Genomic DNA, 24,116 nt, shown 5'->3' with positions numbered 1-24,116 from the left:
TCACGCCGCCGCCGGCGCCGTGGCCGTGAGGAGCCAGCTCAGGACGTCCGGCAGGGCGCGGATCGCGGCGAAGTGGGCGGCGGCCGGCTCGTAGACGGTGAGCGCGCCGGGGATGCGGTCGGCGAGCCAGGAGGAGTGGGCGGAGGGGGTGAAGACGTCCTTTCCGGCGTGCCAGAGCAGGACGGGCACCTTGATCTCCGCCGGGTCGAACCCCCAGGGGCCGGTCAGCGCGAGCGCGTCGTCGATCCAGCCGTACGGAGAGGTCCGCAGCGCCTCGTGGTAGTTGCGCAGCAGCATCGACCGGATGCCGTCGTCCGAGACGATCGCCCGGTCCTCGTCCGTGAGATCGCCGCGCAGTTCGTCGAGCAGCCGGGCGGGGTCGGACCGGATGGCGGCCGACCGGGGGATGAGCTGGGCGACGAAGGCGCGGGGGTCGGTGAGCACGGAGCGGAACTCGCGGACGTTGTGCGGCGCCATCCCCGCGAACCAGTCGAGCCCCTCCGCGTCCTGGGGCGCGAGGGTCACCAGTGCCGCCGCTCTGGTCACCCGGTGCGGGAGCAGGGCGGCGCAGGCCAGTGCGTGCGGTGCCCCGCCGGACCGGCCGACGACCGCGAAGCGGTCCAGTCCCAGGGCGTCGGCGACCACCTCGATGTCGCCCACGGCGTCCGCGACCCGCCGTCCCGGCCGCCGGTCCGATCCGCCGTAGCCGGGGCGGTCGTAACTGATCAGTCGAGCGCCGCGGTGGTAGAGGAAGATGGACCGGGGTCTCGGCCCCACCCTGCTCCCCGGCATCCCGTGCAGCAGGAACACCGGCCGTCCGTCCGGATCCCCCGCGCACTCGACCCGCAACCGCCGCCCGTCGGCCGTCCGGACATGGTCCGGCGTCCGTACGAGGTCATGCACAGCGTCCCCCTCCCTCGGTCCGCCGCGGACCGGGACCACGCTGCCGGAACATTTCCCGCGCGCCCACCCCGCGAAACGAATATGCAGGTCAAATGGGGCCTAAGCAAAGGCATCTGATGAGGCGTCAGTAAAACTCTTGACTTCACCACCCCTTCCCGTCAGATTCGAGGCTCCGCACACCGCCCGGGGGCGCACGGGACCGTCGCCGCCCGGGGCGGCGGCACGGCCACCGTCCCTTCGTGAGGCTGGAGCGTCCGGCATGTCCAAGAGCGCGGATCCTGAGAGACGTACGGGGGCGGAGGCCGGCCCCAGTCGGCGGCGGGTGCTCGGTACGGCCGCGGGGGCGGGGGTCGCCGTCGCGGCCGGTGGGGTCGTGGGGAGTCCGGCCGTCGCCGCCGCCCCTCCCCTGCTCGGCACCTACGACGTGGTCGTCGTCGGCTCCGGCGCGGCCGGGATGACCGCGGCGCTCACGGCGGCCAAGCAGGGCCTGAGTTGTGTCGTCGTGGAGAAGGCGCCGACCTTCGGGGGGTCGGCGGCGCGGTCGGGGGCCGGGATCTGGCTGCCCAACAACAGTGTGATCAAGGCCGCCGGGGTGCCGGACACTCCGGCGAAGGCGGCGCAGTACCTCGCGGCCGTGGTCGGGGACGAGGTGCCCGCCGACCGGCAGAAGGCGTTTCTCGACCACGGGCCCGCCATGCTGTCGTTCGTCATGGCCAACAGCCCCCTGAGGTTCCGGTGGATGGAGGGGTACAGCGACTACTACCCGGAGCTGCCGGGCGGGCTGCCGAACGGGCGGTCCATCGAGCCGGACCAGTTCGACGGGAACCTGCTGGGTGAGGAGCTGGCCCGGCTGAATCCCGCATATCTGGCCACGCCGGCCGGGATGGTGGTGTTCAGCGCCGACTACAAGTGGCTCGCGCTGACCACCGTGAGCGCGAAGGGTCTGGCCGTCGCGACCGAGTGCCTCGCCCGGGGGACGAAGGCCGCGCTGCTCGGGCAGAAGCCGCTCACCATGGGGCAGGCGCTGGCGGGCGGGCTGCGGGCCGGACTGCTCGGCGCGGGTGTGCCGGTGTGGCTGAACACCCCGCTGACGGACCTGCTCGTGGAGAACGGGGCCGTGACGGGGGCGGTCGTGACCCGGAACGGTTCCGCCGGGCTGGTCCGCGCGCGCAAGGGTGTCGTCGTCGGCTCCGGGGGCTTCGAGCACAACGCGGCCATGCGGGCGCAGTACCAGGAGCAGCCGGTCGGGACGCGGTGGACGGTGGGGGCGAAGGAGAACACCGGGGACGGGATCAGGGCCGGTCAGCGGGCCGGTGCCGATCTGGCGCTCATGGACGACGCCTGGTGGGGGCCCGCGATCGACACTCCGGGGCAGGCCTGGTTCTGTCTCGCCGAACGCACGCTGCCCGGTGGGCTGCTGGTCAACGGGGCCGGTGCGCGGTTCGTCAACGAGGCGGGGCCGTACAGCGATGTCGTCCACACCATGTACGAGAAGGACACGCCGTCCGCCTCGCACATCCCGGCCTGGCTGATCGTCGACCAGAACTACCGCAACCGGTACCTGTTCAAGGACATCCTGCCGACCTTCCCGTTCCCGGACGAGTGGTACGACGCCGGGGCCGTGCACAAGGCGTGGACGCTCGACGCGCTGGCCGGCGCGATCGGCGTCCCGGCCGCCGCCCTGCGTTCCACCGTCGACCGCTTCAACTCCCTTGCCCGGCAAGGGGACGACCCGGACTTCGGGCGGGGCGACAGCGCGTACGACCACTATTACACGGACCCGTCCGTACGCCCCGACTCCTGCCTGGCGCCCCTGTGGCTGCCGCCCTACTACGCCCTGCGCATCGTCCCGGGCGACCTCGGCACCAAGGGCGGCCTCCTCACCGACGCCCGTGCCCGCGTCCTGCGGCCGGACGGTTCGGTGATCGCCGGGCTGTACGCGGCGGGCAATGCCAGCGCCGCCGTGATGGGCCGCAGTTACGCGGGCGCGGGGTCGACGATAGGGCCCGCCATGACGTTCGGGTACGTGGCCGCCCTGGACATCGCGGGGAAGCTCTAGGAGGCCGGTGCCTCGTCGAGGCGGAGGTCGATGTACGGGACCGTGTCGCCGTCGAGCAGATAGCGCTCGGTCTCCACGAAGCCGTGGCCGAGCGCGAACCGCAGGCCGTCCTCGTTCGACGCGAGGACACAGGTCTCGATCACCCGGGCGTCCAGCTCCCGGGCCCGCCGCAGCGCCCGCTCGTACAGCCGCTCACCGAATCCGCGCCCGCGGTGCTCGGCGAGCACGCGCGCGATGACCATGGCCGTCGCCGTGTCGCCGTCGGGCGGGCGGACCGTGGAGTTGCCGACGAGGACGCCGTCGGCGTACGCGAGTTCCAGGTCGTTGCGCACGGCCCGCTGCCGGACGTCGTCGAGCGAGAGCCGGTGCGTGGGGATGATCGTGTTGTGGACGTACCGCCAGGCTTCGAGTTCCTCGTCGCTCGCGGTGCCGTCCACACGCTTGATGTCGAGATCGGTCACCCGGTCAGCCTAGGGCCTGTCCGGCCTACGGGCGGTCCGCGCCGGAGGGGTCGTCCAGCACCGCGTACGCCCGTACCGGGAAGGTGCCCATGCCCTCGACTGCCGGAGGCGCCGCGTGGAACCGGAAGCCCCGCGGGGGCAGTTGCTCCAGACCCCGCAGGTGCTCCACGACGGGGATGCCGGCGGCGAGCAGGCCGGTGTGGACGGGGCGGGTGCCGTCGTCGGTGTCGTCGATGTTGAGGGAGTCGATGCCGACCAGGGCGGCGCCCTGGTCGACCAGCAAGGCGACGGCATCGGCGGTGAGGTAGGGGTGGCCGTGCCCGTACCGGTCCGTGCCCCAGTGCCGGTCCCAGCCGGTGTGGATCAGCACGGCCCGCCCGGAGACGTCGTAGGGCAGCAGCGCCTCGCGGCCCACGGCCCGGCTCCCGGTGTCCTGGACGCGTACGACGACGCCGTCGAGGTCGGTGAACGTGTCGATCGGCATCCCGGCGAGGTCGTGTCCGCCGCCGAACCGGTGGAAGGGGCTGTCGATGTAGGTGCCGGTGTTGGACACCATCGAGATACGGCCGATGGCGAACTCGGTGCCGGGCGCGTACACCGCGCGGGACGCCTCCCGGGTCAGGTGGTCGCCGATCTCCGGGCCGGGCAGCCCCGGGTAGGTGGTCATGCCGTGGCGGATGGAGTGGCTGAGGTCGACGACCCGGCGGCGGCCCGTCCCCCGCCCGGACGTCCCCGGCGCGTCGGCGGCGCCCGTCACGCCCCGCGAGCCCTTGTGCGGCTCCCGTACCGCTTCCCGGCCGCTGACGCGCACCTCGTCGACCATGAGCAGCCCGAGATGGCGGACGAACAGCTCGGCCAGTTCGCCGTCACCGATCTCCGGGTCCGGCACGTCCAGCAGGAAGCCCCGGGTCCGCAGCCCGCCGCCGTTGCCGAAGGTCACCTCGGCGTCGAACCGGATGCGCCACTGCTCGCCGCTCCCGCTCGGGACGTCACCCCCGTGCCGTGCGTCGCCGCTCCCGCCCTGGTCATCGCTGTGCTCGCTCATGGCCTCATCTTCTCTGCAGTGCCACTTCACCACAAGCAAGACTTACTGAAGCGGCGCTACAGTACGGCTTATGGAACTGGACCCTCGCCGGCTGCGCGTCCTGCGTGCGGTGGCGTTGCGCGGTGGAGTGGTGGACGCCGCGAAGGTGCTGCATCTGACGCCCTCGGCGGTGTCGCAGCATCTGGCGCAGCTGGAGCGGGAGGTGGGCCAGCCGCTGGTGGACCGTTCGCGGCGCCGGGCGGGGCTGACCCCGGCCGGGCGGCTGCTGGCGGCGCGGGCCGAACGCATCGAGCACGAGCTGGCCGAGGCCCGCCGGGAGCTCGCCGAGCTGACGGGCCGTTCGACGGGGCCGGTGACGGTCGCCGCGTTCTCCTCCGCGGTGTGCCATCTGCTCGTCCCGGCCCTCGACGCGCTCGCCCGCAGCCATCCGGGGCTGGAACCGCGGGTGGTGGAGGCGGAGGGCCCCGGGGCCCTGCGCGAACTGCGCACCGGCGGCCTGGACCTGCTGGTCGTCGAGTACGACGGCGACGATCCCGGCCCGGACGAGCAGTGGCGCGACCTGGCGTCCGCGCCAGTCGCCGACGACGCGTACCGGGTGATCACCCCCGGCGACTGGTCGCCGTCGCCCCGCTCGGTCAGGGATCTGGCCGACCGTCCCTGGGTCGCCGCCCCGGCCGGGACGGCCTGCGGTCGCGCCCTGGACCGTATCTCCGCCCAGTACGCCTTCACCCCGCGCCGGGCGCACACGGCCCTGGAGTTCCCGACCACGCTCGCCCTGGTCCGGGCGGGCCTCGGCGCGGCCGTCGTCCCCACGCTCGCCCTCACCGACGCCCCGCCGGAGACCGTGGCCCTCCCGACGGTCCAGGTCGCGGGCCACCGCCGCATCGCCGCGGTCTGGCCGGCCTCGCCGTCCGGCCCGCAGCCCCGGACGGCGGCCCTGGTCGAGGCCCTCCGGCTCGCCGCGGTGGGACGGGGACTGCCGCCCGCGCCCTGATCGGGCGCGGGCGGCGATCCGCTCTACCGCACGGCTTCGGCGTGATCCGCCGAGCGGTTCTCGCCCGCCGCCGCCTCTGACGCCTGCTCGGTCTCCTGCTCGGCCTTCCTGCCGAAGGTCAGGCGGCCCGGCAGGACCGCGAGGACGATCAGTGTCCCGGCGGCCATGATGATCCCGCCGACGAGACTCGTCCGGGCGACGCCGTGGGCGAAGGCCTGATGGACGGCGTCCACGACCAACTGGGCCTGCTGGGGGCCGGCGGACGGGTCCTGGGCGACGCGCTCTGCGACGGCCAGTCCACCGCCGACCGAGTCCTGCGCGGTCTCCATCGCCGCGGCCGGGAGCCGGTTGCCCACCAGGTCGGTCAGCTCGTCCCGGTAGGCCGTGCCCAGCAGCGAGCCCAGCACCGCGATGCCCAGCGCACCGCCCAGTTCCAGCGCGGTGTCGTTGGCGCCGCCGCCGACGCCCAGCTCGGACTCGGGGAAGGAGTCCATGATCGTGTCGGTGGCCGGGGAGACGCTCAGCCCGATGGCGAAGCCCAGCATCATCATGGGCGCCAGGAAGTCGGTGTACGTCGAGCCCTTGTCGACCTGGGTGAGCAGGAACACGCCCGCCGTGCCGATGACCATCCCGGTCACGACCATGGCCTTCACGCCCAGCTTCGGGGTCAGCCTCCCGGTCACCACGGCGCCGAGGAAGACCGCGCCGGCCAGCGGCAGCAGCCGTACACCCGTGTCCAGGGCGTCGTGGCCGAGGACGAACTGCAGGAACTGGGTGGAGTAGTAGATCGCGCCGAACGTACCGAAGAAGAAGAACAGCACCGCGAGCATCGAGCCGCTGAAGGGCCGCAGCGCGAACCTGCGGACGTCCAGCATCGGGTGCGGGTGGCGCAGCTCCCAGGCGACGAAGGCGATCAGGCCGAGTCCGGCGACGACGGCCGCGGTGACCGGACCGGCGCCCCAGCCGAAGTGCGGTCCCTCGATGGCCGCGTACACCAGGGAGGCGACGGAGACGATCGACAGCAGACCGCCGACGTAGTCGATCCGGCCCATGCCCTCCGCCCTCGACGGCGGGACCAGCACGAGCGCGCCGACGACGGCGACGAGCGCGATGGGCACGTTGATGAGGAAGGTCGAGCCCCAGGCGTGGTCCTCCAGCAGCCAGCCGGCTACCAGCGGGCCGACGGCGATCGCCAGTCCGGAGGTGGCGGTCCAGGCGGTGATGGCCTTGACCCGCTCGCTCCGGGGGAAGGTCGCGACCAGCAGCGACAGGGTGGCCGGCATCACGACCGCGGCGCCGACACCCATGATCGCGCGGGCCGCGATGACCAGCGCGGTCTCGTCGACCAGGCTGCCCGTCGCCGAACCGACCGCGAAGATCACCAGTCCCAGGACCAGCGCCCCGCGCCGGCTGTACTTGTCGCCGATCGAGCCCAGGACCAGCATCAGGGCCGCGTACGGGACGGTGTAGCCGTCGACGACCCATTGCAGGTCACTGCTGCTCAGGCCCAGGTCGGTGGTCATGTCGGGGGCGGCCACGATCAGGGACGTGTTCGCCATCACCACGATCAGCAGGCTCAGGCACAGCACGAGCAGCGCCCACCAGCGCCGTGCGTACGGCCCGGTCATCTTCTCCACGGGGGTGGTCGCGAGGAAGGGCATCGGAAGCTCCTAGAGGGATGGGGGGACGAGCGGCATCACTTAATTGCCCATCGATGTGCAGGTTAGTTTATTGCCCATGGGTGTGCAACTATCGCGATGCCCCCTCTCCGTGCCCCCTCCGAGGTGCCGTGTGACCGCCCGGCCGGCCCAGCCATCGCGCCCGATGCCCCTCCCGGCGCGGCGCAGTGACGCCCGCGCCACCCGTGCCCGGATCCTGGAGGCGGCCCTGCGGGAGCTGACCCGTGACCCCGGCAGCCGCCTCGAGGACATCGCCCGGGCCGCCGGTGTGGCCCGGCGCACCGTCCACGCCCACTTCCCGGGCCGCGCCGCGCTGGTCGAGGGGCTGGCCGCGGAGGCCGCGGCGGCGATCCGGGACGCGGTCCTCGGCGTACCGGCCGCGACCTGCGACGCCGCGACCGACCTGGCGCGTCTCGTCCTCGCCGTGTGGCCGGTCGGCGACCGCTTGCGCGCCCTCGTCCGGCCGGTTCGCCAGGGCCTCGGCCCCGGCCGCGTCGACGAACTCCTGGCCCCGGTCCGCGACCTGGTCACCGGGATCATCGCCGAGGGTCAGCGGCAGGGCGCCTTCCAGACCACGGTGCCGCCCGGCCCGCTCGGCCGTGCCGTCGAGGCCCAGCTGCTCGCCCTGCTCGACCGCGTCGACCGCGGTGTCTGGTCCGACGACGGAAGGGGCGCCGCCGTCGCCGCCCTGGTCGCCGCCGGGGTCGCGCCCGACACCGCCGTCGCGAAGGTCGGCGGTCCGACCTCGTACGGGTGACCGGGCCACCGCCGCCGAAACCCGGTCGTCCCCGTCGAGAACCGCTGACGGGAACTCACATCGGTGCGGGCGGCAGGCGCGTCAGTGCTCCTCGGACAGGGCAGTGACCTCAGGCGTCCCCGGCCGGGGCCGGGCGCATCCGTGACGCGACCTCCTCGACCACCGCGCTCGCCCGCCTCTCGGGGACGCCGGCCGCGATGAGGGCGGAGGTGACGATCCGGCGCCCGTCGTCCTCCAGCGCACCGGTGTTGACGGCCTCCAGGAGGGCGACGTGCATCGCCTCCAGGCCGGCGCTCTGCACGGCGGGCGGCAGGTGGGAGTGGAAGACGCCGTCCCGCTGCCCCCGCTCCAGGATGGTCGCGGCGGCCGCGCGGGCCGGTGCCAGCACCTCGGCGACGCGCTCGGAGCCGAGGTCCCGCCGGGCCAGCGCCAGGAGCATGCGGTAGCGGTCCCCCACCGGCCACAGGGAGAACAGGAACTGCGCGAGCGCCCGTTCCGCCGGTTCCGTCGGCTCGGGTCCGGCCGCCACCGTGGTCCGCAGTGTCTCGGCGGCCTCCTCGGCGAGGGCCTCCAGCAGCGCCGCCCGGCCCGGGAAGTGGCCGAAGAGGGTGCGCCGCACGACCCCGGCGGCCCGCGCCAGTTCCTCCAGCGTGATGTCGGGGTCGCGGCCCAGCTCCTCACGGGCCGTGGCCAGGATGCGCGCCCGGTTGGACCGCGCGTTGCGGCGCAGCGGCTCGCGGGCCACGGGCTTGGTCACGGGACAACCTCGGAGGATCGGATCGGTACGGGAGCGGCCGAGGACGTACGCACGGCCACCACGGCGTGTCCGCCCCAGTTTGTCACGAGGGCCCTTCGCGGACCGCCGGTCACCCGCGACCGGTACCGGTCCGGCCGTCAGGGCGTCTTGATGAGGGTGTGGATCGCCCGGACGTACGCGTCGGGGTTCGCCTCGTCGCCCATGGCCAGGCGCAGGGTGTACCCGGTGAGGAGGGCCAGGAGCACGTTCGCCGCGCCGGTGGCGTGCGGGTCGCTGGACAGGCCGTGCACGGTGCGTTCGTCGCGGATGAGGCCGGCGGCCTTCTCGTGGGCGGTGGCCAGATGCCGGCGGACCTGCTCCGCCAGGCTCGGGGAGACGGCCGCCTCGCCCCAGATCTGCGCCATCAGCCGCGCGTGCTCCCGCCCGTCGCCGCTGCCGTGGACGCGTTCCGGCGACGCGGACAGGTTCGGTGAGGTGACATGGTCCAGCGCCCGGTCGATGGTGTCCTCGCACACGGCCCGGACGAGATGGTCCTTGCTCGGGAAGTAGCTGTAGATCGCGCCGCTGGACAGCCGCGACCGCGCGACGATGTCACCGGTGGAGGCCCGCACGAACCCCTTCTCGGCGAACACGGCACGGGCGGCGTCCAGGATCTGCCGGCGACGGGCGTCCCGGTGGGCCTCGCTGACCTTCGGCATGGGCGGGCGGCCTTTCGTCGTCGTGGACGCGTCGTACTTCGGTGATCACGAGGAACTCGGGCCCGGGGCCTCGTACGGCGCCCGGGCCCGGGCCGCACCGCCCGGCTCTCGTCAGCCGACGGGTGCGGACGTCCTGTCGGGAGCCGGCGCCGGGGCGGGCTCGGGGGCTGCGGCGTGTTCCATCCGGTCCAGGCGCAGGGCGCGGTGCAGGGCGCGCAGGGGGGCGGGGGCCCACCAGTTGGCCGCGCCGAGCAGGGCCATCAGGGAGGGGACGAGGAAGGCCCGGACCACGGTCGCGTCGATGAGGACGGCGAACGCCGCGCCCAGGCCCAGTTCCTGGATGAACACCAGCCGGGACATCGCCAGCGCCCCCACCGGCACACAGAACAGGACGGCCGCCGAGGTCACGATCCCGCCGGTGCGGGACAGCCCCTGGGCCACCGCCTCACGGTTGTCCAGGCCCTGCGCCCGGGCCTCCTTGATCCGGCTCAGCAGGAAGACGTTGTAGTCCGTGGACAGTCCGAAGGCGAGGGCGAAGACCAGGACGGGCGTGGTGGCCTCCAGTCCGGTCTGCGCGGAGAACCCGAGATTGCCGTCCTGGAACACCCACACCAGGAAGCCGAACGCGGCGCCGGTGGACAGCAGGTTCATCAGCAGGGCCTTCAGCGGCAGCACCACCGAGCCGGAGAAGGCGAAGAGGAGCAGCAGGGTGACGACGACCAGGATGCCGCCGGCCAGGGGCAGGCTGTCGCCGATGCTCTGACGCTGCGCCAGGAAGTCGGCGGTCCGGCCGGTGTACAGGGCGGGGTACGGGGCGGCCAGGTCCTGCACGGCCTCGACGGCGTCCTTGGACGAGTCGGTCAGGGGGTCCTCGGCGAGGACGGCGTCGATCTCCCAGTACCGGTCGTCGAGTTCGACGGGGGTGCCCACCGACTTGACGCCGGGAACGGCGCCGATCCGCTCGGTGTAGTCGGCGAGCCGGGAGGTGTCCGGGGCGCCGTCGGTCTCCAGCACGATCTGCAGGGGCGAGGTGGCCCTCGCGTCGTAGTCCTCGTCGAGCACGGCGGCCACCCGGCCCGCGCTGGTCTCCTCGGGCAGGAGGGTGGGGTCCACTCCGGTGAAGCGCACGCCCAGCAGCGGCGAGGCGATCAGCAGCAGCGCGGCCGTGGCGGCGAGCGCGAACACCGCGGGGCGGCGCATCACGGCCTGCGCGACGCGGTACCAGCGTCCCTCGGTGGCGCGGGCGGCACCGGCGGTGCGCTGCCAGCGGCGCGGGGCGAGGGAGTTGACTCGCTTGCCCAGCAGGGCGAGCAGCGGGGGCAGTCCGAGGAGGGCGAACAGGGCCGCGGACACCACGGTGATGACGCCGGCCAGTCCCATGGACCGCAGGTAGGGCTGCGGGAACGCGATCAGCGCGGCGAGGGCCGCGGCCACGGTGAGGGCGCTGAACAGCACGGTGCGGCCGGCGGTGGCGACGGTCCGCAGGACGGCCTCGGCGCCCGGTCCGCGCTCGGCGAGTTCCTCGCGGTAGCGGGAGACGAGCAGCAGTCCGAAGTCGATGGACAGGCCGAGGCCGAGGGCGAAGGCGAGGCTCATCGCGCCGGTGGAGACGTTCATGAACTCGGTGGCGACGCGCAGGCCCGCCATGGTGAGCAGCAGGGAGACGATGCCGCCCAGCAGGGGGAGCAGCGCGGCGACCAGCCCGCGGAAGACCAGGAAGAGCACCACCAGGATCACCGGGGTGGCGAGGAGTTCGGCCTGCGTCAGGTCGGTGTCGGAGACCTCGGCCACCTGGACGTGGCCGGGTGTGGCGCCGCCCAGCCAGGTGCGGTCGCGCAGGGTGGGATCGTCGTCGATGGCCTTCTGGAGGCCCTCCACGGCTCGGGCGCTCTCCTGGTCCGTCATGGAGCCGGTGGCGCCGACGACCACGGTGCTGCGTCCGTCGCGGGAGATGAGCGCGGCGCCGTCCGGGGAGGTGTAGTCGACCACCTGCTCGACCTCGGGGCGGGACCGCAGGAGCTCCGCGGCGGCCGTGACGGCCTTCGGCGGGGCGGTGTCCTTGTCGAGCCGCTCGTCGGTGCGGACCAGCAGCAGATGGCCCTGCTGGGGGTCGATGCCGGTGGCCCGTTCGATGATCTCGCGGGCCGCGACGTTGCCGCCGCCCGGATCGTCGTAGTCGGACAGGCCGTTGGAGAGTTTCTCCGCCACGGTGCCGCCGTAGACCGTGGCCAGGGCGGTGACCAGGAGGGACAGGAGGAGTACGGCGATCCTTCGGCGGTGAAGGGCCGAGCCCAGAGCGGAGAACATGATTCCTTCCTTCTTCCTCCCGGCTGCGGGCCGTGATCCGCAGGGCCGTGGAGGATGCGCTGGCTGCCCGGGACGGGCTGGTGGGGGGCACGCGGGCGGGCGCGGTGTCCGCATCGGCCGGAACGCTCCCGCCGACCGTCACGCGCGACGGCCAGGATCGGGCACGGCGCTGTATTTCCACTGAAGTCCCCGCGGCAGCCCTCGTGGGCCGTGTGCGGCAGCCCTCGTGGGCCCGCGCGGCGGCGGAGGACGCAAGACCGGCTTTAGGAGGCGCCCGAAGCATGGCGGCGCCGCGTACGACGAGCCTCGGCCGGGACTGCCCCGTGTCCGGCCGATCTGCGCCACGGCGCGGTGCGGCTCCGCCCGGGAGTGCCCCGGGCGGAGCCGTCGGGGAGGCAGCCGGCGGCGCGTGACGCCGTCAGGGCTTCCCCCTGGGCCGTGAGGCCGAGTTCTCCCCGACGAGGGGCCGACGTGCAGGAGGGACAGCCCGTGACGGGATCTGACAGGGCCAGGCCGGCCGGGAACGCGGCGGTGCACACCCAGGTGTGCATCATCGGCGGCGGACCGGCGGGGATGACACTCGGCCTCGAACTGGCCCGCCGCTCGGTGGAGGTCGTCGTAGTGGAACAGAGCGGCCACTTCGACCGCTCTTTCCGCGGTGAGTCGATCTCACCCGACTCGGTGTGGCTGCTGGAGCGTCTGGGGATCCTGGACAAGGTCCGGGACCAGACGCTGGAAACCCGCCGGATGCAGATCATGGACGGCGGCCGGGTGGTGCTGGACGCCGATTTCTCCGCGTTCGACCAGCCCTGCCGCTACCCGATGGAGCTTCCGCAGCCGCCGCTGCTGTCGGCGCTGGCCGAGGAGGGTGCCTCGCTTCCGGGATTCACCCTGCTGCGGCGGAGCACCGCGGTGGAACTGCTGCGGGACGGCGAGGCGGTGACCGGCGTCCGGGTCCGCGGCCCCGAAGGGGACGTCGAGGTGCGCGCCACGCTGACGGTGGGCGCGGACGGCCGGTTCAGCAAGGTGCGTCAGATGGCGGGCCTGCCGTACGAGAAGATCCCGCTGGAGCGGGACTTCGTCTGGTTCAAGGTGCCGGTCCCCGAGGTCTGGGACCCGCACACCTACCGGGTACGGATCCAGGGGAACCGGCACGGCCTGTTCATCCCCACCGTGCCCGACCTGGTGCGGGTCGGCTTCAACATCCCCAAGGGCGGCCTGCGGGAGATGCGGGCGCAGGGCCTGCCGGCGCTGTACGAGCGGATCGACGAACTCGCCCCCGAGATCTCCCAGGAGGTGCGGGAGTCCGTCACCAGCTGGTCCGACACCTCCATGCTGGACATCTTCACCACGGTCGTGAACCGCTGGTCCATGCCCGGCCTGGTACTGATCGGCGACGCCGCGCACACGCTGACACCGGTGCTCGGGCAGGGCGTGAACCACGCCATCACCGACGCCGTGATGCTGGCGCCCCTGGTGGCTCCCGTCCTGCGGGGCCCCGGCGACCACCGGTCGGCGCTGCTGAAGGCCACCGAGCGTTTCCAGCACGAGCGGGAGCAGGCCGTGGCCCGCTCCCGTGACCTGCAGTTGCGCCAGGAGCGCGCGTTCGCGCTCTCCGGCACCGTGCCGGTGGCGCTGCGCAAGCTCGCCTACCGGCTGGTGAGCTCCAACGACGCCCTGAAGCGGCGGATCGTCGCGGGCATCTACTACCCGCTCCAGGAAGCGCACCGCACCGGCCGCACCGTGGTGCGCATGGCACCCGCCGCGCCCGCCGCCCGCCTCGGCGCCGACCCGTCCGACGTCTGACCCCGCCGCCCTGCTCCGCGCCTCAGCCCGCGACCTACCCCACCGCCTGACTCCGACGCGCTACGAAGAGGACTCACGACCATGACCGCACAGCCCGAGACGGCACCCGACACCGCTGCCGCGCACTCCGCCCACGACGACGAGGATGTCCGTCCCTACCCCTTCGAACGGCCGTCCGCGATGCATGCCTGCCCGGTGTACAAGGACCTGCGGGAGACCTGCCCCGTGTCCAAGGTCAGGATGCCCAGCGGCGACCAGGCCTTCCTGGTCACCACCTACGACGAGGTCCGCACCGTCCTGTCGGACCAGCGGTTCAGCCGGGCCGCCACGCTGGAGGACGGCGCCCCCCGGCTGGCGGCCGCCCCGCAGAAGTTCAAGAGCCTGCTCAACATGGACCCGCCGGAGCACACCCGGGTGCGCAAGCTGGTCTCCAGGGAGTTCACCGCCCGTCGGGTCGCGGCACTGCGCCCGCGGATCCAGGAGCACACGGACGCCCTGCTGGACGCCATGGCCGAGCAGGAGGGCCCGCTGGACCTGATCCCGGCCCTGGCCTTCCCTCTTCCGGTGATCGTGATCTGCGAACTGCTCGGCGTGCCCTTCGACGACCGGGAGAAGTTCGCCGCCTGGGCGAGCGCCTTCCTGGCCACCACCTCGCGGACCAAGGACGAGATGCTGGAGGCCCAGATCGGCCTGTTCACGTACCTCTCCGAACTCGTCGAGGCCAAGCGCGAGAACCCCGGTGAGGACCTGCTCTCGGCGCTGGTCCAGATCCACGACGAGGACGGGGACCGGCTCAGCCACGAGGAGCTGATCTTCCTCGGCATCAGCCTGCTGGTGGCCGGTCACGAGACGACGGTCAACCAGATCGCGAACAGCGTCGTCGCGCTGCTCACCCACCCCGAGCAACTGGCCGCCCTGCGCGCCGAGCCGGAGCTGATCGGCAACGCCATGGAGGAGATGCTGCGCGCCTACCCGCCCGGCGACGAGGCTCTGCTCCGGATCGCCACGGAGGACGTCGAGCTCGGCGGTGTGCTGATTCCGGCGGGCAGCGCCGTGCTGCCGGGCCTGGCGTCGGCCAACCGGGACGCCGGCCAGTTCAGCAACCCGGACGGGCTCGACTTCCACCGGCCGACGAACCCGCACTTCGCCTTCAGCCACGGCCCGCACTACTGCATCGGCTCCGGCCTCGCCCGTCTGGAGCTCCAGATAGCGATCGGCACGCTCATCAAGCGCTTCCCGACACTCCAGCTGGCCGTGCCGGCGGAGGAGCTGCCCCGGCCGTCCGGCATGCTCGTCCACGGCATCACCGCGTTGCCCGTCACCTGGTGACGAAGCCTCGTACGACACCTTCTCCACGCGCTGCGCAGCTCCCCCGGGCGGGGCCGGTCCTCCGGCCCCGCCCGGGGTGTTCGTGCGGGCGACGTACACACGCGCACCCGCCCCATGAGCCGGACGGGCCGCTGGTCGGACGAGGGGCCGGCCGTCCGGCTGTCCGGCTGCCCGGCTGCCCGGCTGCGGACACGGACGCGGACGCACGTGGGCCCCGGTCTGATCAGACCGGGGCCCACGTGCGGCAGGCCGGAGGCTGCCGGGCGGAGCTCGTCAGGAACGGTCGCGTACGGCTGTGGAACGCGCCCGTACGACGAAGGCGAAGGCGACCGCGGCTCCCAGCGCGGGCGGCACCGCGGCCAGCAGCAGGATCTCGCGGCCCGGGACGTCCAGGGCGAGGAGCCCGCCACCGGCGGCCGGGCCGACGATGGAGCCGGTGCGGCCGAGCGCGGCGGCGTAGGCGACACCGGTCGTGCGGGTCGCGGTGGGGTAGAGGGTCACCGCGAGGGCCGTCTGGCCGAGCACGCCCGCGACGATGCCGGCACCGGCCGCGGCCAGCATCACCAGCAACGCCGCGCGGCCGGTGTCCGCCCACGCCGTCGCGACGAGGAACACGACGGCCGCCAGCGCCATCACGGTCAGGGCGCGCGGCGTACCGAGCCGTGCGCACAGGGGAACCATCAGCAGTCCGCCGAGCACCCCGCCCACGGCGATCATCGACGTGCCCACCGGGGCCTGCTCGGGAGTGAAGCCGTATCCCCTGGCGAGCAGGGTCGGCAGCCAGGTGAGGAGGCCGTAGTTCGTCGTGTACATCAGGAGGGCGAAGCACCACAGCAGTACCGTCTGCACGGCGGTGCCCCGCTCGAACAGCCGGCGTACGGACGGGTCCGCCGCCTCCGCGCGCGGTACGGAGGAGGAGGCGGGGGTGCCGGGCAGTCCCCGCACCAGCAGCGGCACCATCAGCGCCGGCAGCAGGGCACCGGCCCAGAACACGGAGGTCCATCCGAAGGCGGTGATCAGGGGCGTGCTGACGAGGCCCCCGGCGACGGCGCCGACGGCGATCGCCAGGACGATCCCGACGCTGGCGGACTCCCGCCGTGCGGGGGGCACGTTGTCCGCGGTGAGGGAGACGCACGCGGGCAGCACGATGCCGAGACCGAGCGCGGTCACCAGGCGCGCCAGGCCGAGCGTCGTCACCGAGTCCACGGGCACGGTCAGTGCCGACCCCGCCGCGAAGACCAGGGTTCCGGTGACGATCAGGGGTTTGCGTCCGAAGCGCGCGGCGGCACGCGCGGAGCACAGGTAACCGATCACCACGCCGAGGTTCGTGGCGACGAGCGCCGGAGTGAACGCCGATTCGTCCAGATTCCACTCCCGCGCCAGCGTCGGGACGACGAAGCCGAGCGACGCGGTGTCGAATCCGTCGAGGAAGATCGTCAGGAAGGCGAGGACGACGACCCGCCGACTCGTCGTCCCGGCACCCCCCTCGGTCGTGGCGTCCGCCGGACGCTCGTGAGTTGTAGTCATCTGCTTTTCACCTCGGGTTCACGGGCGCGGGCCCGCGCCCTGGTGTGCGGGTGTGCGGTCGGAAGGGGTCGGAGAACCGCCGCCGGAACCGATGCGGTTCCGGCGGCGGTCAGGCCCGGTGTCCGGAGCCTGCGGGCTCCGGACACCGTCGGGCCGCTGCCGAGGGGGTGGGTGTCGTGTGGCGGTGACGCAGCAGGCTGTCGGCCGCCCCGCCCTCCACGCGGGAGAGGGCGGCCAGCCATTCGCTCAGCCCGGTGCGGCCCAGCAGGGACCGGAGCCGTTGGTCCGCACCCGGCTCAGACACGGCCCGCGGCCTGCTCGCGCAGGGCGGACACCACGCGCCACAGCGAGGCGGGGGTGGCGAAGGTGTCGGCCATCAGCTCGGAGTCCGGGACGGCGATGCCGTACGTCTCCTCCACCCGGACCAGGACCTCCACCATCGCGAGCGAGTCCAGGCCCGCCGCCTTGAGGCTGGTGTCGGGCTTCAGCTCGCCCTGGGCGGCGAGCCGGGGCAGCGCCTCCCGGAGCAGTGCCGAGTACGTCGGGTCCCAGGGCGCGGCCGGCTCGTCCGAGGTGCCGGCGGGCGTCGTCCCCGTGGTCGTCTCTGTCATGGCGGTGATGTCCTCCGTACGGGATGCGGTGAGGGGGGAGACGGCGTGCCGCCGCAGGGTCAGGCGGCTGGCGGAGACGGTCTCGGCGCCGTCCACGACGAGCTCGGCGGGCGCCGGGTGGCCGAGGAAGCCGAGCAGGCTCGCGGACAGTCCGTAGGCGCCCACGTTGGGGAAGGCCAGCAGGTCGCCCGGGCGCAGCCCCGGCAGGTCGGCCGCGCGGGCGAGGATGTCCGCGGGGGTGCACAGCGGACCGGCGAGGGTGACGAGGGCGGGTTCCCGGTCGGCGGCCTCGTCCGCCGCCGGGCCGGGGCCGGACAGCGGCTGGGCGGAGAGGGGCAGCAGCCGGCCCAGGCCCGACAGGCCGCCCAGGTGGTTGATGCCGGTGTCGAGCACGGCGTAGGTGTTGCCGCGGCTGTTCTTCACATCGGTGACGGTGCTCACCAGCCGGCCGCTGTCGCCCACCAGATAGCGGCCGGACTCGAAGGCGACCACCGGCTCGCCGTCGCGCCAGCCCGGCAGACTCTCGTCGAGCACGACGGACAGTGCCGTGCGCAGACCGGGGTACGCGGGCCGTTCGCCGGGGGTCGCGTACGGGGCGGCGAAGCCTCCGCCGAGGTCCAGCAGGTGCAGCGGGATGCCCAGTTCGTCGCGGAGGCGGGCGGCGGTACGCACGCTCTGGGCCAGTTCGGCGAGGAGGCCGTCCTCGTCCCTGGCGTTGGTGAGCGGGAAGAAGTGCATGCCGATGATCCGGACGCCCTTCACCAGGAGCCGGGCCCCGTGCTCGGTCAGATCGTCGAGGTCGAACCCGAACTGGGACGGGCCTCCGGTCATCCGCAGGCCGCCCTGACCCGGTGCCCCGGCCGCGTTGATCCGCAGTACACAGTCCGCGGTGACGCCGTGGGCGTCCGCGGCGGCGCCGATCCGGTCCAGATCGCCGAAGGACTCGGCGGAGAAGGTACGCATCCCCGCCGCGATGGCCTCGTCGAGCTCGGCCGGGACCTTGCCGGGACCGGAGTACATCAGTTCCGCCGCCGGATGACCCGCTTCGAGGGCCGCGGCCAGTTCGCCGCGTGAGGTCACCTCGGCGCGGGCGCCGCCCCGGCGCAGCTCGGCGACGAGATCGGGGTGCGAGTTGGCCTTCAGCGAGTAGTAGACACGGGACGGCTGGGGCAGGGCCGCCCGCAGGTCCTCCAGCGCGGTGCGCACCCGCGCCAGGTCGTAGACGTACAGGGGGCTGCCGTACTGCTCGACGAGCCGGCGGACCGTCAGGTCGTCGCCGGGGGGCCCGGTGCGGTCACGGTCAGTGGACATAGGTGCCCTCCATGAGCTGCCGGCGCAGCTCCTTGCGGTCGGTCTTGCCGTTGGGGGTGAGGGGAAGGGCGGCCAGCACATGGCAGACGTCCGGCACCTTGGCGGCTTCGAGGCGGTCCCCCAGCCGGGCCAGCACCTGTTCCCCGTCCACGTCGGGACTCTCGCCGACGACGAAGAGGACCATGTCGCGGTCGTCCTCCGGCACGAGCAGCGCCGCTTCCCGCACGCCGTCGATGTCGAGCACGGCGGCCTCGATCTCGACGGAACTCATGCGCGAGCCGCGCCGCTTGAACAGGTCGTCCCGGCGGCCCTGGAAGTAGACGTGCCCGTCCTCGTCGAGCCGGCCGTAGTCACCGGTGTGCAGGGTGACCGGGCCGCCGTCCGCGCCCGGCCGGAACCGCAGGGCGGTCTGCTCGGGGGAACGCCAGTAGCCGGCCATCAGGTGCGGCCCGCGCACCACTATCTCGCCGGTCTCCCCCGTCGGGACCGGCCGTCCGTCGTCGTCGACGACGAGCACGTCGGTGCCGGGCAGCGCGGGCCCCACCGAACCGGGGCGGGCCAGATCGCCGTCGGGTTCGAGGATGGTGATCCGCTTGCACTCGGTGGTGCCGTACATGGGCACCACCGACGCGCCGGGGAACGTCTCCCGAAGCGTGGCGATGAGCGGGGCGTTGAGGGCGGCCCCGGTGTTGGTGAACAGGCGGATCCGGGTGGGCCGCCGGTCGCGGGAGGCGAGTTTGACGAGCAGTTCGCCCAAGGACGGCACGAGGGGCACGACGGTCGCCCCGTGGTCCCGGGCGAAACCGAGCAGCCGGGCGTGGTCGGCGGGGCCCGACAGCAGCAGTTCGGCACCGGCCAGCGCGCTGAGGAAGACCTGGTAGAGGCCGTAGTCGAAGGAGAGCGGGACGGCGGTGAGCACGATGTCGTCGGGGCGGTAGTTCAGCCGTGCCGCGATGGCGCGGGCGGCGAACGCCACCGGCCCGTGCGGGCAGGCCACCCCCTTGGGCGCCGCGGTGCTGCCCGAGGTGTAGATGAGCAGGGCGAGCCGGTCGGCGGGCACCTCGGTCTGGGTACGGGCGGCCGGGTCGGCCGGACCGGACAGGTCCAGTTCGGAGACGACGGCGACCGGCACCCCGGACGGCCAGCTCAGGCCGTCGGCTCCGTCGCGCTCGGCGTCCTCGACGACGATCAGCGAGGGTTCGGAGTCGGCGATCACCGACTGGAGGTGGAAGGCCTTCATGCCCGGGTTGATGGGCACCAGGACCGCACCGTGTCGCCAGGTCCCGTACAGCAGGGCGGTGAACTCACGGCTGCTGCCGACGCGGGCCAGCACCCGGTCGCCGGGCTTGATGCCGTGGCCGTCCAGTGTCCGGGCGAAGGAGTCGGCGGCGGCGTCGAGTTCGGCGTAGGTCCACATGCCGTAGCGGTCCCGCACGGCGGGGGCGTCGGGGCACCGGGCGGCGGCCGCCGTCAGGAACACCTCGGCGGCGTTGTCGACCCGGGGGGCTGTCTCGGTCCCGACGGCGTCGTCGATCAGGGCCGAGGCCGGAAAGGACGTCAGTGTGCTGGTCACGACCGCGCCTCCTCGTCGTGCGCGACGGGCGTCTGCCAGGACGGTTCCTCGGTGATCTCCAGCACGGCGCAGGTGGACGTGAAGCCCGAACCGGCGCCGATCAGCAGGACCGTGTCGCCGACCCGCAGCAGCCCGCGCTCGGCGAGGTCGTCGAGCCCCGCGAACTGGTCGCCCGCGCCCAGGTGTCCGCTGCGCCGGGCGAACTCCCAGCTGGTGCGGTCCTCCGCCAGCCCCAGGACGGTGCCGGCCTGCCACTCCATCTTGCTGCGGCCGCTCGCCGGGATCACGGCCCAGGTGATGTCCTCGCGCTGCTTGCCGGCGTCGGCCAGCGCCGCGTCGACGGCGGCCACCGCCACGCCCACCAGGCGCTGGGTGGCCTCGCGCAGGTTGCCGTGGTGCTGGAGGTAGTGACCGAGCCGCTCGGCGAGCCCGAGCGGCTTCTCGTCGGGCAGCGGGGTGAACCCGGGGCCGCGGGTGACCACTTCCAGCGAGTTGTCGGCCCGGGTGGCGGTCGACAGCAGCTTGGCGAAACCGCCCTGGTTGGAAAGCAGCAGCGCGGTGCCGCCGTCGCCGTAGACGATTCCGGCCTCGTCGCGCCAGCGGTCGATCAGCGGTTCGCCGAAGCGGTCCGCGGTGGTGAGCATCGCGGCGGCGGCTCCGGGCGTGGTGGCCAGGTGGCGGGCGGCCAACTCCATGGCGCCCGTCCCGGCGTTGCACTCCTGCTTGAGTTCGAAGGCGGGGACGTCCCTGCCGATCGCCTTGTCCGCGACGTACGAGGCCACCGGCCACAGGGTCTGTCCCTGGAACCAGACGTAGCTGTGCAGCAGCAGACTCACGGTCTCGGGGTCCAGCCCGGACCGCTTGAGTGCCGTGGTGGCCGCGTGGACGGCCATGTCGGGCGGCGCGACGTCCTCGTCGGCCACCCGGATGGACAGCAGGGCATCGGCCTCGAACTGCTCGGGGTCGTACCTGCCCGCTTCCACGGCCGCACGTGTCGGATACGGCTCCGGGAGCCAGGATCCCGTGGCCGCCACGTAAACGCTTTCCCAGCGCATGGTCCTCCCATCATCGGTGGCTGATCTCTCGATCCGTCGTGTCGTGTCAGGAGATGAGCCCTCGGGAGGATCGTGTGGGTGACGGCTTTGGCCCGGCTAAAGAACGCAAGACCGCCGGGGCACCGCCCGTGCGGGCGCAAGTGCGGCTTCAGTGACCCCGCCCAGGCTCGGGACGCGTGACGTTCGGAACGCCGCGTTCGGGCCGCCGGAAGGAGCCAGCACATGCACAGGACCGATGGGGACGGCGCACACCCCAGGCGGTGGTGGATGCTCGGGATACTGTCCCTGGCGTTGTTCGCCATCGTGCTGAACAACGGGCTGCTCAATGTGGCGATACCGGTGCTGATGCGCGAGCTGGGCGCGGACATCGGGCAGGCCCAGTGGATCGTCGACAGCTACGCCCTGGCCTTCGCCGGCGTCCTGCTGACCGCGGGAGCGGTGGCCGACCGGTTCGGCCGCAAGCGGGCCACTCTCGGCGGCGCGGCCGTCTTCGGGGCCGGCTCCCTGATCGCGCTCGGCGCGGACGGCCCCGGCCACCTGATGACGGCACGGGTGGTGATGGGCCTGGGTGCCGCCTTCATCATGCCCGGCACGCTCGCCATCATCGTCGACGTCTTCCCGGAGGCCGAGCGCGCCCGGGCGATCGGGGTGTGGAGCGGGGTCTCCGCCCTGGGGGTCGCGGCCGGCCCGGTGGTCGGCGGTGCCCTGGTCGGGCACTTCTGGTGGGGGTCGATCTTCCTGGTCAACCTGGTACCGGTGGCCGTGGTCCTGGTCGGCGGGGTGCTGCTGCTGCGCGAGTCCGCCGACCGGGCGCCGCGGCCACCCGACCCGGTCGGTGCGCTGCTCGGCACCGCCGCCATGGCGGGGCTGGTGTTCGGCGTCATCCAGACCTCGGGGCACGCGCTCACCTCGCTGCCCGTGGCCGGCGGACTGGCCGTGGCCGCGGCGGCGGGCACCGTGTTCGTGATGTGGGAGCGCCGGCACCCGCATCCGATGCTCGACACGGACCTGCTGCGCCGGCCGGCGTTCATCGGGGCGAGCGCGAGCATCCTGCTCCTCATGCTCGGGCTGGCCGGCACCCTGTTCGTGCTCACCCAGCGGCTCCAGTTCGTGCTGGGGTACACCCCGCTGCGCTCGGGCCTGGCCGTGACGCCGGTGGCCCTCGCGGTGGTGGTGGGCACGCTGTTGTGTCCCGTGCTGGACCGGCGGGCCGGGGCGCGGGGCTGTGTGGCCGTGGGCCTGTCGGCCGCCGCGTGCGGTGTGCTGGTGCTGGGGCAGTGGGGCGAGGGGTACCCGCCCGTGTTCGCGGGTCTGGTGCTCATCGGAGTGGGCTTCGGCCTGTCCATGGCGCCCACCACCCATGTGGTGATGTCCCTGGTGCCCCCGGAGCGGTCGGGGTCCACCGCCTCCCTGGACATGACCATGCAGGAGCTGGGCACCGCCCTGGGGGTGGCCGTGGTGGGCAGCGTGCTCGCCGGCCGTTACGCCGATGCCGTGGCGGGTGCGCCCGGGACCGTGGGCGAGACCTTGCGAGCGGCCGAGCGGGCCGGGGGTGAGGCCGGGCACGCCCTGGCCGCCGCCGCCCGCCGGGCCTTCGACGACGCGTCGGCGGCGGGCCTCGGTGTCGCGGCGGCGGCCGTCGCCTGCGGTGCGGTGGTCGCCGCGCTGCTGCTGCCGGGACGGGCGGGTGCCGGGGCCGCTGTCGCGCCTTCGGCCACCGAACCCCGTGAGACCGAACCGTCCCCCGCTCATCAGGGCTCCGCCCGCTCCGGAGCCTGAGTTCGGGCCGTATCCGTACGACCGTGACGAACACCGCTTCAGCGATTCTCCAGTGGCGGGGGCGACGCTGGAGACCTGGTCGTCCCGTGCCCCGTTCGCGTGGCGCCGACGCCACGAACAGCAAGAGGAGATTCACCAGATGACCGTTCAGCCACGCTCGTTCCTGGGCAGAGCCCTGTATGTCGGCCCGTCCCTGCGCACCCTGCACGAGCAGTACGCCAAGCACGGGACCGTCGACGCCGGTGCGCCCGTCCTCGCGTCCTGCGAAGTCACTGTCCGAGCCCCGTCGTCGGAGGTGTGGGAACTGCTGGCCGACATCGCTCGATGGCCCTCCTGGGTACCGGGGGTCCGTCAGGCGCACCCCGACGGCGACCCCGCGCCGGACGTTCCGTTCCGCTGGGTGCTGAACGGAATGCGCGTCAAGTCCACGCTGGCCGTGGTCCAGCCGGGATCCGAACTGTCGTGGACCGGCACGCTCGCCGGGACCCGCGGAGTGCATCGCTTCCTGCTGGAGCCGGCGCACGGCGGCACCCGTGTGCGGTCCGAGGAGTCGATCGGCGGTCCGCTGGCGGGCCTCCTCTACAGCAGCGACAAACTCCAGGCCGTCCTGGCCGACTGGACCGGAGCCCTCAAGTCCCAGGCAGAGAAGGCGGGATCGACCCGATGACCATCGCACTGGCCTACAACCCGTTCTTCCTCGCTCTGCGGTTCCTGCTGGAGGTGTTCGCGCTGGGCTGCTACGCCGTGTGGGGCTGGCGCACGGTCCCGGGGCCGCTGCGTTTCGTCGCCGCGATCGCCGTCCCCGTGGCGATGGCGATGCTGTGGGGCAACTTCGCCACCGCCGGCGACGAGGCCCGGTCGGGTGAGACCACCTTCGACACCCCTGGTCCACTGCGGCTGCTGCTGGAACTCGCCGTGCTCGGCGGGGCCTGGGCCGCGCTGCGGCACATCGGCGCCCTGCAGGTGGCCAAGTACTACCTGATCGTGCTGGTGGTCTACCACGTCTGTGCGTACGACAGGATCTGGTGGCTGCTGCGGCACTGACCGCGTCACCGCCCGCGTCGCCCTCGTGCGCGGGCGCGGCGGTCTCGGGTGCCGAGGCCGGCTCCGCCCGTACCGCGTGGGTGGTACGGGCTCCTGACAGTCCGTCGGTACGGAACCGGCGCGGCCGTCCGCCGAGGGCCCGGCGTACCCGGTCGGGTACCTCACCGGCCGCTGCCCTCCTCCCGGACGACGGTCTCGGCAGGGCGGGCCGACGCGTGCGCGCCAGCACCTCACGCAGCGATCGTCCGGGCGGTCGGGCCCCGGCCGGTGCCCGGCCGCTCCTGCCACGTCGGCGGGGGGGGCGGCCCCAGTCCCCGGGAGGAAAGGACTCCCGTTCTGTTTCCCGTGGTTCCCACACCACACCCCCCGAAGGGGGTCCCTACATCACAGTCACCCCCCCCCCCCCCGGGGGGGGTTTTTT

The 24,116-nt window shown here is 73.3% G+C and carries 19 protein-coding genes; 8 read left to right on the top strand and 11 right to left on the bottom strand.

From position 1 onward, the window contains the following. Window positions 1–903 (bottom strand): alpha/beta fold hydrolase, encoded by a 903-nt coding sequence (locus ACZ6BB_RS31795; RefSeq protein ID WP_471618575.1) that lies wholly within the window; start codon window positions 901–903, stop codon window positions 1–3. Window positions 904–1,162: 259 nt separating this feature from the next. Here ACZ6BB_RS31795 and kstD point away from each other — a divergent pair, with 259 nt between their 5' ends. Further along, window positions 1,163–2,962, top strand: coding sequence for a 3-oxosteroid 1-dehydrogenase (gene kstD / locus ACZ6BB_RS31790; RefSeq protein WP_471618574.1), 1,800 nt, complete (start codon window positions 1,163–1,165; stop codon window positions 2,960–2,962). Here kstD and ACZ6BB_RS31785 read toward each other — a convergent pair. Continuing rightward, window positions 2,959–3,423: a GNAT family N-acetyltransferase gene (locus ACZ6BB_RS31785; protein WP_471618573.1), complete on the bottom strand. Its 465-nt coding sequence runs from the start codon at window positions 3,421–3,423 to the stop codon at window positions 2,959–2,961. The two genes, kstD and ACZ6BB_RS31785, sit on opposite strands and share 4 nt — an antisense overlap. A 25-nt stretch (window positions 3,424–3,448) precedes the next feature. Beyond that, the gene (locus tag ACZ6BB_RS31780; RefSeq protein ID WP_471618572.1) at window positions 3,449–4,468 is read right to left on the bottom strand and encodes a cyclase family protein; all 1,020 of its coding nucleotides are present in this window, start codon (window positions 4,466–4,468) and stop codon (window positions 3,449–3,451) included. 70 nt (window positions 4,469–4,538) lie between these two features. On the opposite strand from ACZ6BB_RS31780, the gene ACZ6BB_RS31775 reads away from it, so the two are divergent. After that, window positions 4,539–5,462, top strand: a complete 924-nt coding sequence (locus ACZ6BB_RS31775; protein ID WP_471618571.1) for a LysR family transcriptional regulator — start codon at window positions 4,539–4,541, stop codon at window positions 5,460–5,462. Between the two features lie 23 nt (window positions 5,463–5,485). Here ACZ6BB_RS31775 and ACZ6BB_RS31770 read toward each other — a convergent pair whose 3' ends face one another. Next, the gene (locus ACZ6BB_RS31770) at window positions 5,486–7,123 is read right to left on the bottom strand and encodes an MFS transporter (RefSeq protein ID WP_471618570.1); all 1,638 of its coding nucleotides are present in this window, start codon (window positions 7,121–7,123) and stop codon (window positions 5,486–5,488) included. 163 nt (window positions 7,124–7,286) lie between these two features. Between ACZ6BB_RS31770 and ACZ6BB_RS31765 the strand changes: the two genes are divergently transcribed. Further along, complete coding sequence (locus ACZ6BB_RS31765) at window positions 7,287–7,898, top strand: TetR/AcrR family transcriptional regulator (protein ID WP_471618569.1); 612 nt, start codon at window positions 7,287–7,289, stop codon at window positions 7,896–7,898. Window positions 7,899–8,007: 109 nt separating this feature from the next. Here the strand turns inward: ACZ6BB_RS31765 and ACZ6BB_RS31760 are convergent, their stop codons facing one another. The 3 genes from ACZ6BB_RS31760 to ACZ6BB_RS31750 form a co-directional block, all read right to left on the bottom strand. Beyond that, a complete protein-coding gene (locus ACZ6BB_RS31760) occupies window positions 8,008–8,655 on the bottom strand; it encodes a TetR family transcriptional regulator (RefSeq protein WP_471618568.1) in 648 nt (215 codons plus the stop codon). Window positions 8,656–8,792: 137 nt separating this feature from the next. Next, the gene (locus tag ACZ6BB_RS31755; RefSeq protein WP_471618567.1) at window positions 8,793–9,353 is read right to left on the bottom strand and encodes a TetR/AcrR family transcriptional regulator; all 561 of its coding nucleotides are present in this window, start codon (window positions 9,351–9,353) and stop codon (window positions 8,793–8,795) included. A gap of 111 nt (window positions 9,354–9,464) precedes the next feature. Beyond that, on the bottom strand, window positions 9,465–11,660 hold the full coding sequence (locus ACZ6BB_RS31750; protein ID WP_471618566.1) for an MMPL family transporter: 2,196 nt from the start codon (window positions 11,658–11,660) through the stop codon (window positions 9,465–9,467). A gap of 489 nt (window positions 11,661–12,149) precedes the next feature. Here ACZ6BB_RS31750 and ACZ6BB_RS31745 point away from each other — a divergent pair, with 489 nt between their 5' ends. Both ACZ6BB_RS31745 and ACZ6BB_RS31740 read left to right on the top strand, forming a co-directional pair. Then, window positions 12,150–13,466: an FAD-dependent oxidoreductase gene (locus tag ACZ6BB_RS31745; protein ID WP_471618565.1), complete on the top strand. Its 1,317-nt coding sequence runs from the start codon at window positions 12,150–12,152 to the stop codon at window positions 13,464–13,466. Between the two features lie 81 nt (window positions 13,467–13,547). Continuing rightward, a complete protein-coding gene (locus tag ACZ6BB_RS31740; RefSeq protein ID WP_471618564.1) occupies window positions 13,548–14,795 on the top strand; it encodes a cytochrome P450 in 1,248 nt (415 codons plus the stop codon). Between the two features lie 273 nt (window positions 14,796–15,068). On the opposite strand, the gene ACZ6BB_RS31735 is transcribed toward ACZ6BB_RS31740, so the two are convergent. From ACZ6BB_RS31735 to ACZ6BB_RS31720, 4 genes are all read right to left on the bottom strand, one after another. Next, window positions 15,069–16,322, bottom strand: coding sequence for an MFS transporter (locus ACZ6BB_RS31735; RefSeq protein ID WP_471618563.1), 1,254 nt, complete (start codon window positions 16,320–16,322; stop codon window positions 15,069–15,071). Between the two features lie 296 nt (window positions 16,323–16,618). Next, window positions 16,619–18,244, bottom strand: coding sequence for a phosphopantetheine-binding protein (locus tag ACZ6BB_RS31730; RefSeq protein WP_471618562.1), 1,626 nt, complete (start codon window positions 18,242–18,244; stop codon window positions 16,619–16,621). Next, a complete protein-coding gene (locus tag ACZ6BB_RS31725) occupies window positions 18,234–19,817 on the bottom strand; it encodes a class I adenylate-forming enzyme family protein (RefSeq protein ID WP_471618561.1) in 1,584 nt (527 codons plus the stop codon). Before ACZ6BB_RS31725 ends, ACZ6BB_RS31730 begins: the two co-directional genes overlap by 11 nt. Beyond that, window positions 19,814–20,872, bottom strand: a complete 1,059-nt coding sequence (locus ACZ6BB_RS31720) for a ketoacyl-ACP synthase III family protein (protein ID WP_471618560.1) — start codon at window positions 20,870–20,872, stop codon at window positions 19,814–19,816. Before ACZ6BB_RS31720 ends, ACZ6BB_RS31725 begins: the two co-directional genes overlap by 4 nt. A gap of 222 nt (window positions 20,873–21,094) precedes the next feature. On the opposite strand from ACZ6BB_RS31720, the gene ACZ6BB_RS31715 reads away from it, so the two are divergent. From ACZ6BB_RS31715 to ACZ6BB_RS31705, 3 genes are all read left to right on the top strand, one after another. Next, a complete protein-coding gene (locus tag ACZ6BB_RS31715) occupies window positions 21,095–22,651 on the top strand; it encodes an MFS transporter (RefSeq protein ID WP_471618559.1) in 1,557 nt (518 codons plus the stop codon). Window positions 22,652–22,790: 139 nt separating this feature from the next. Then, window positions 22,791–23,318: an SRPBCC family protein gene (locus ACZ6BB_RS31710; protein ID WP_471618558.1), complete on the top strand. Its 528-nt coding sequence runs from the start codon at window positions 22,791–22,793 to the stop codon at window positions 23,316–23,318. Beyond that, window positions 23,315–23,695 carry a YrdB family protein gene (locus ACZ6BB_RS31705; RefSeq protein ID WP_390952586.1) on the top strand — a complete coding sequence of 127 codons (381 nt, stop codon included), beginning with the start codon at window positions 23,315–23,317 and terminating at the stop codon, window positions 23,693–23,695. The genes ACZ6BB_RS31710 and ACZ6BB_RS31705 overlap by 4 nt, the downstream gene beginning before the upstream one ends. Window positions 23,696–24,116: the final 421 nt, after the last annotated feature.

Source organism: Streptomyces sp. NPDC041108, assembly GCF_055592645.1.
The sequence above is the reverse complement of the archived record's forward strand: the minus strand, read 5'-3'. Positions and strand labels throughout refer to the sequence as shown.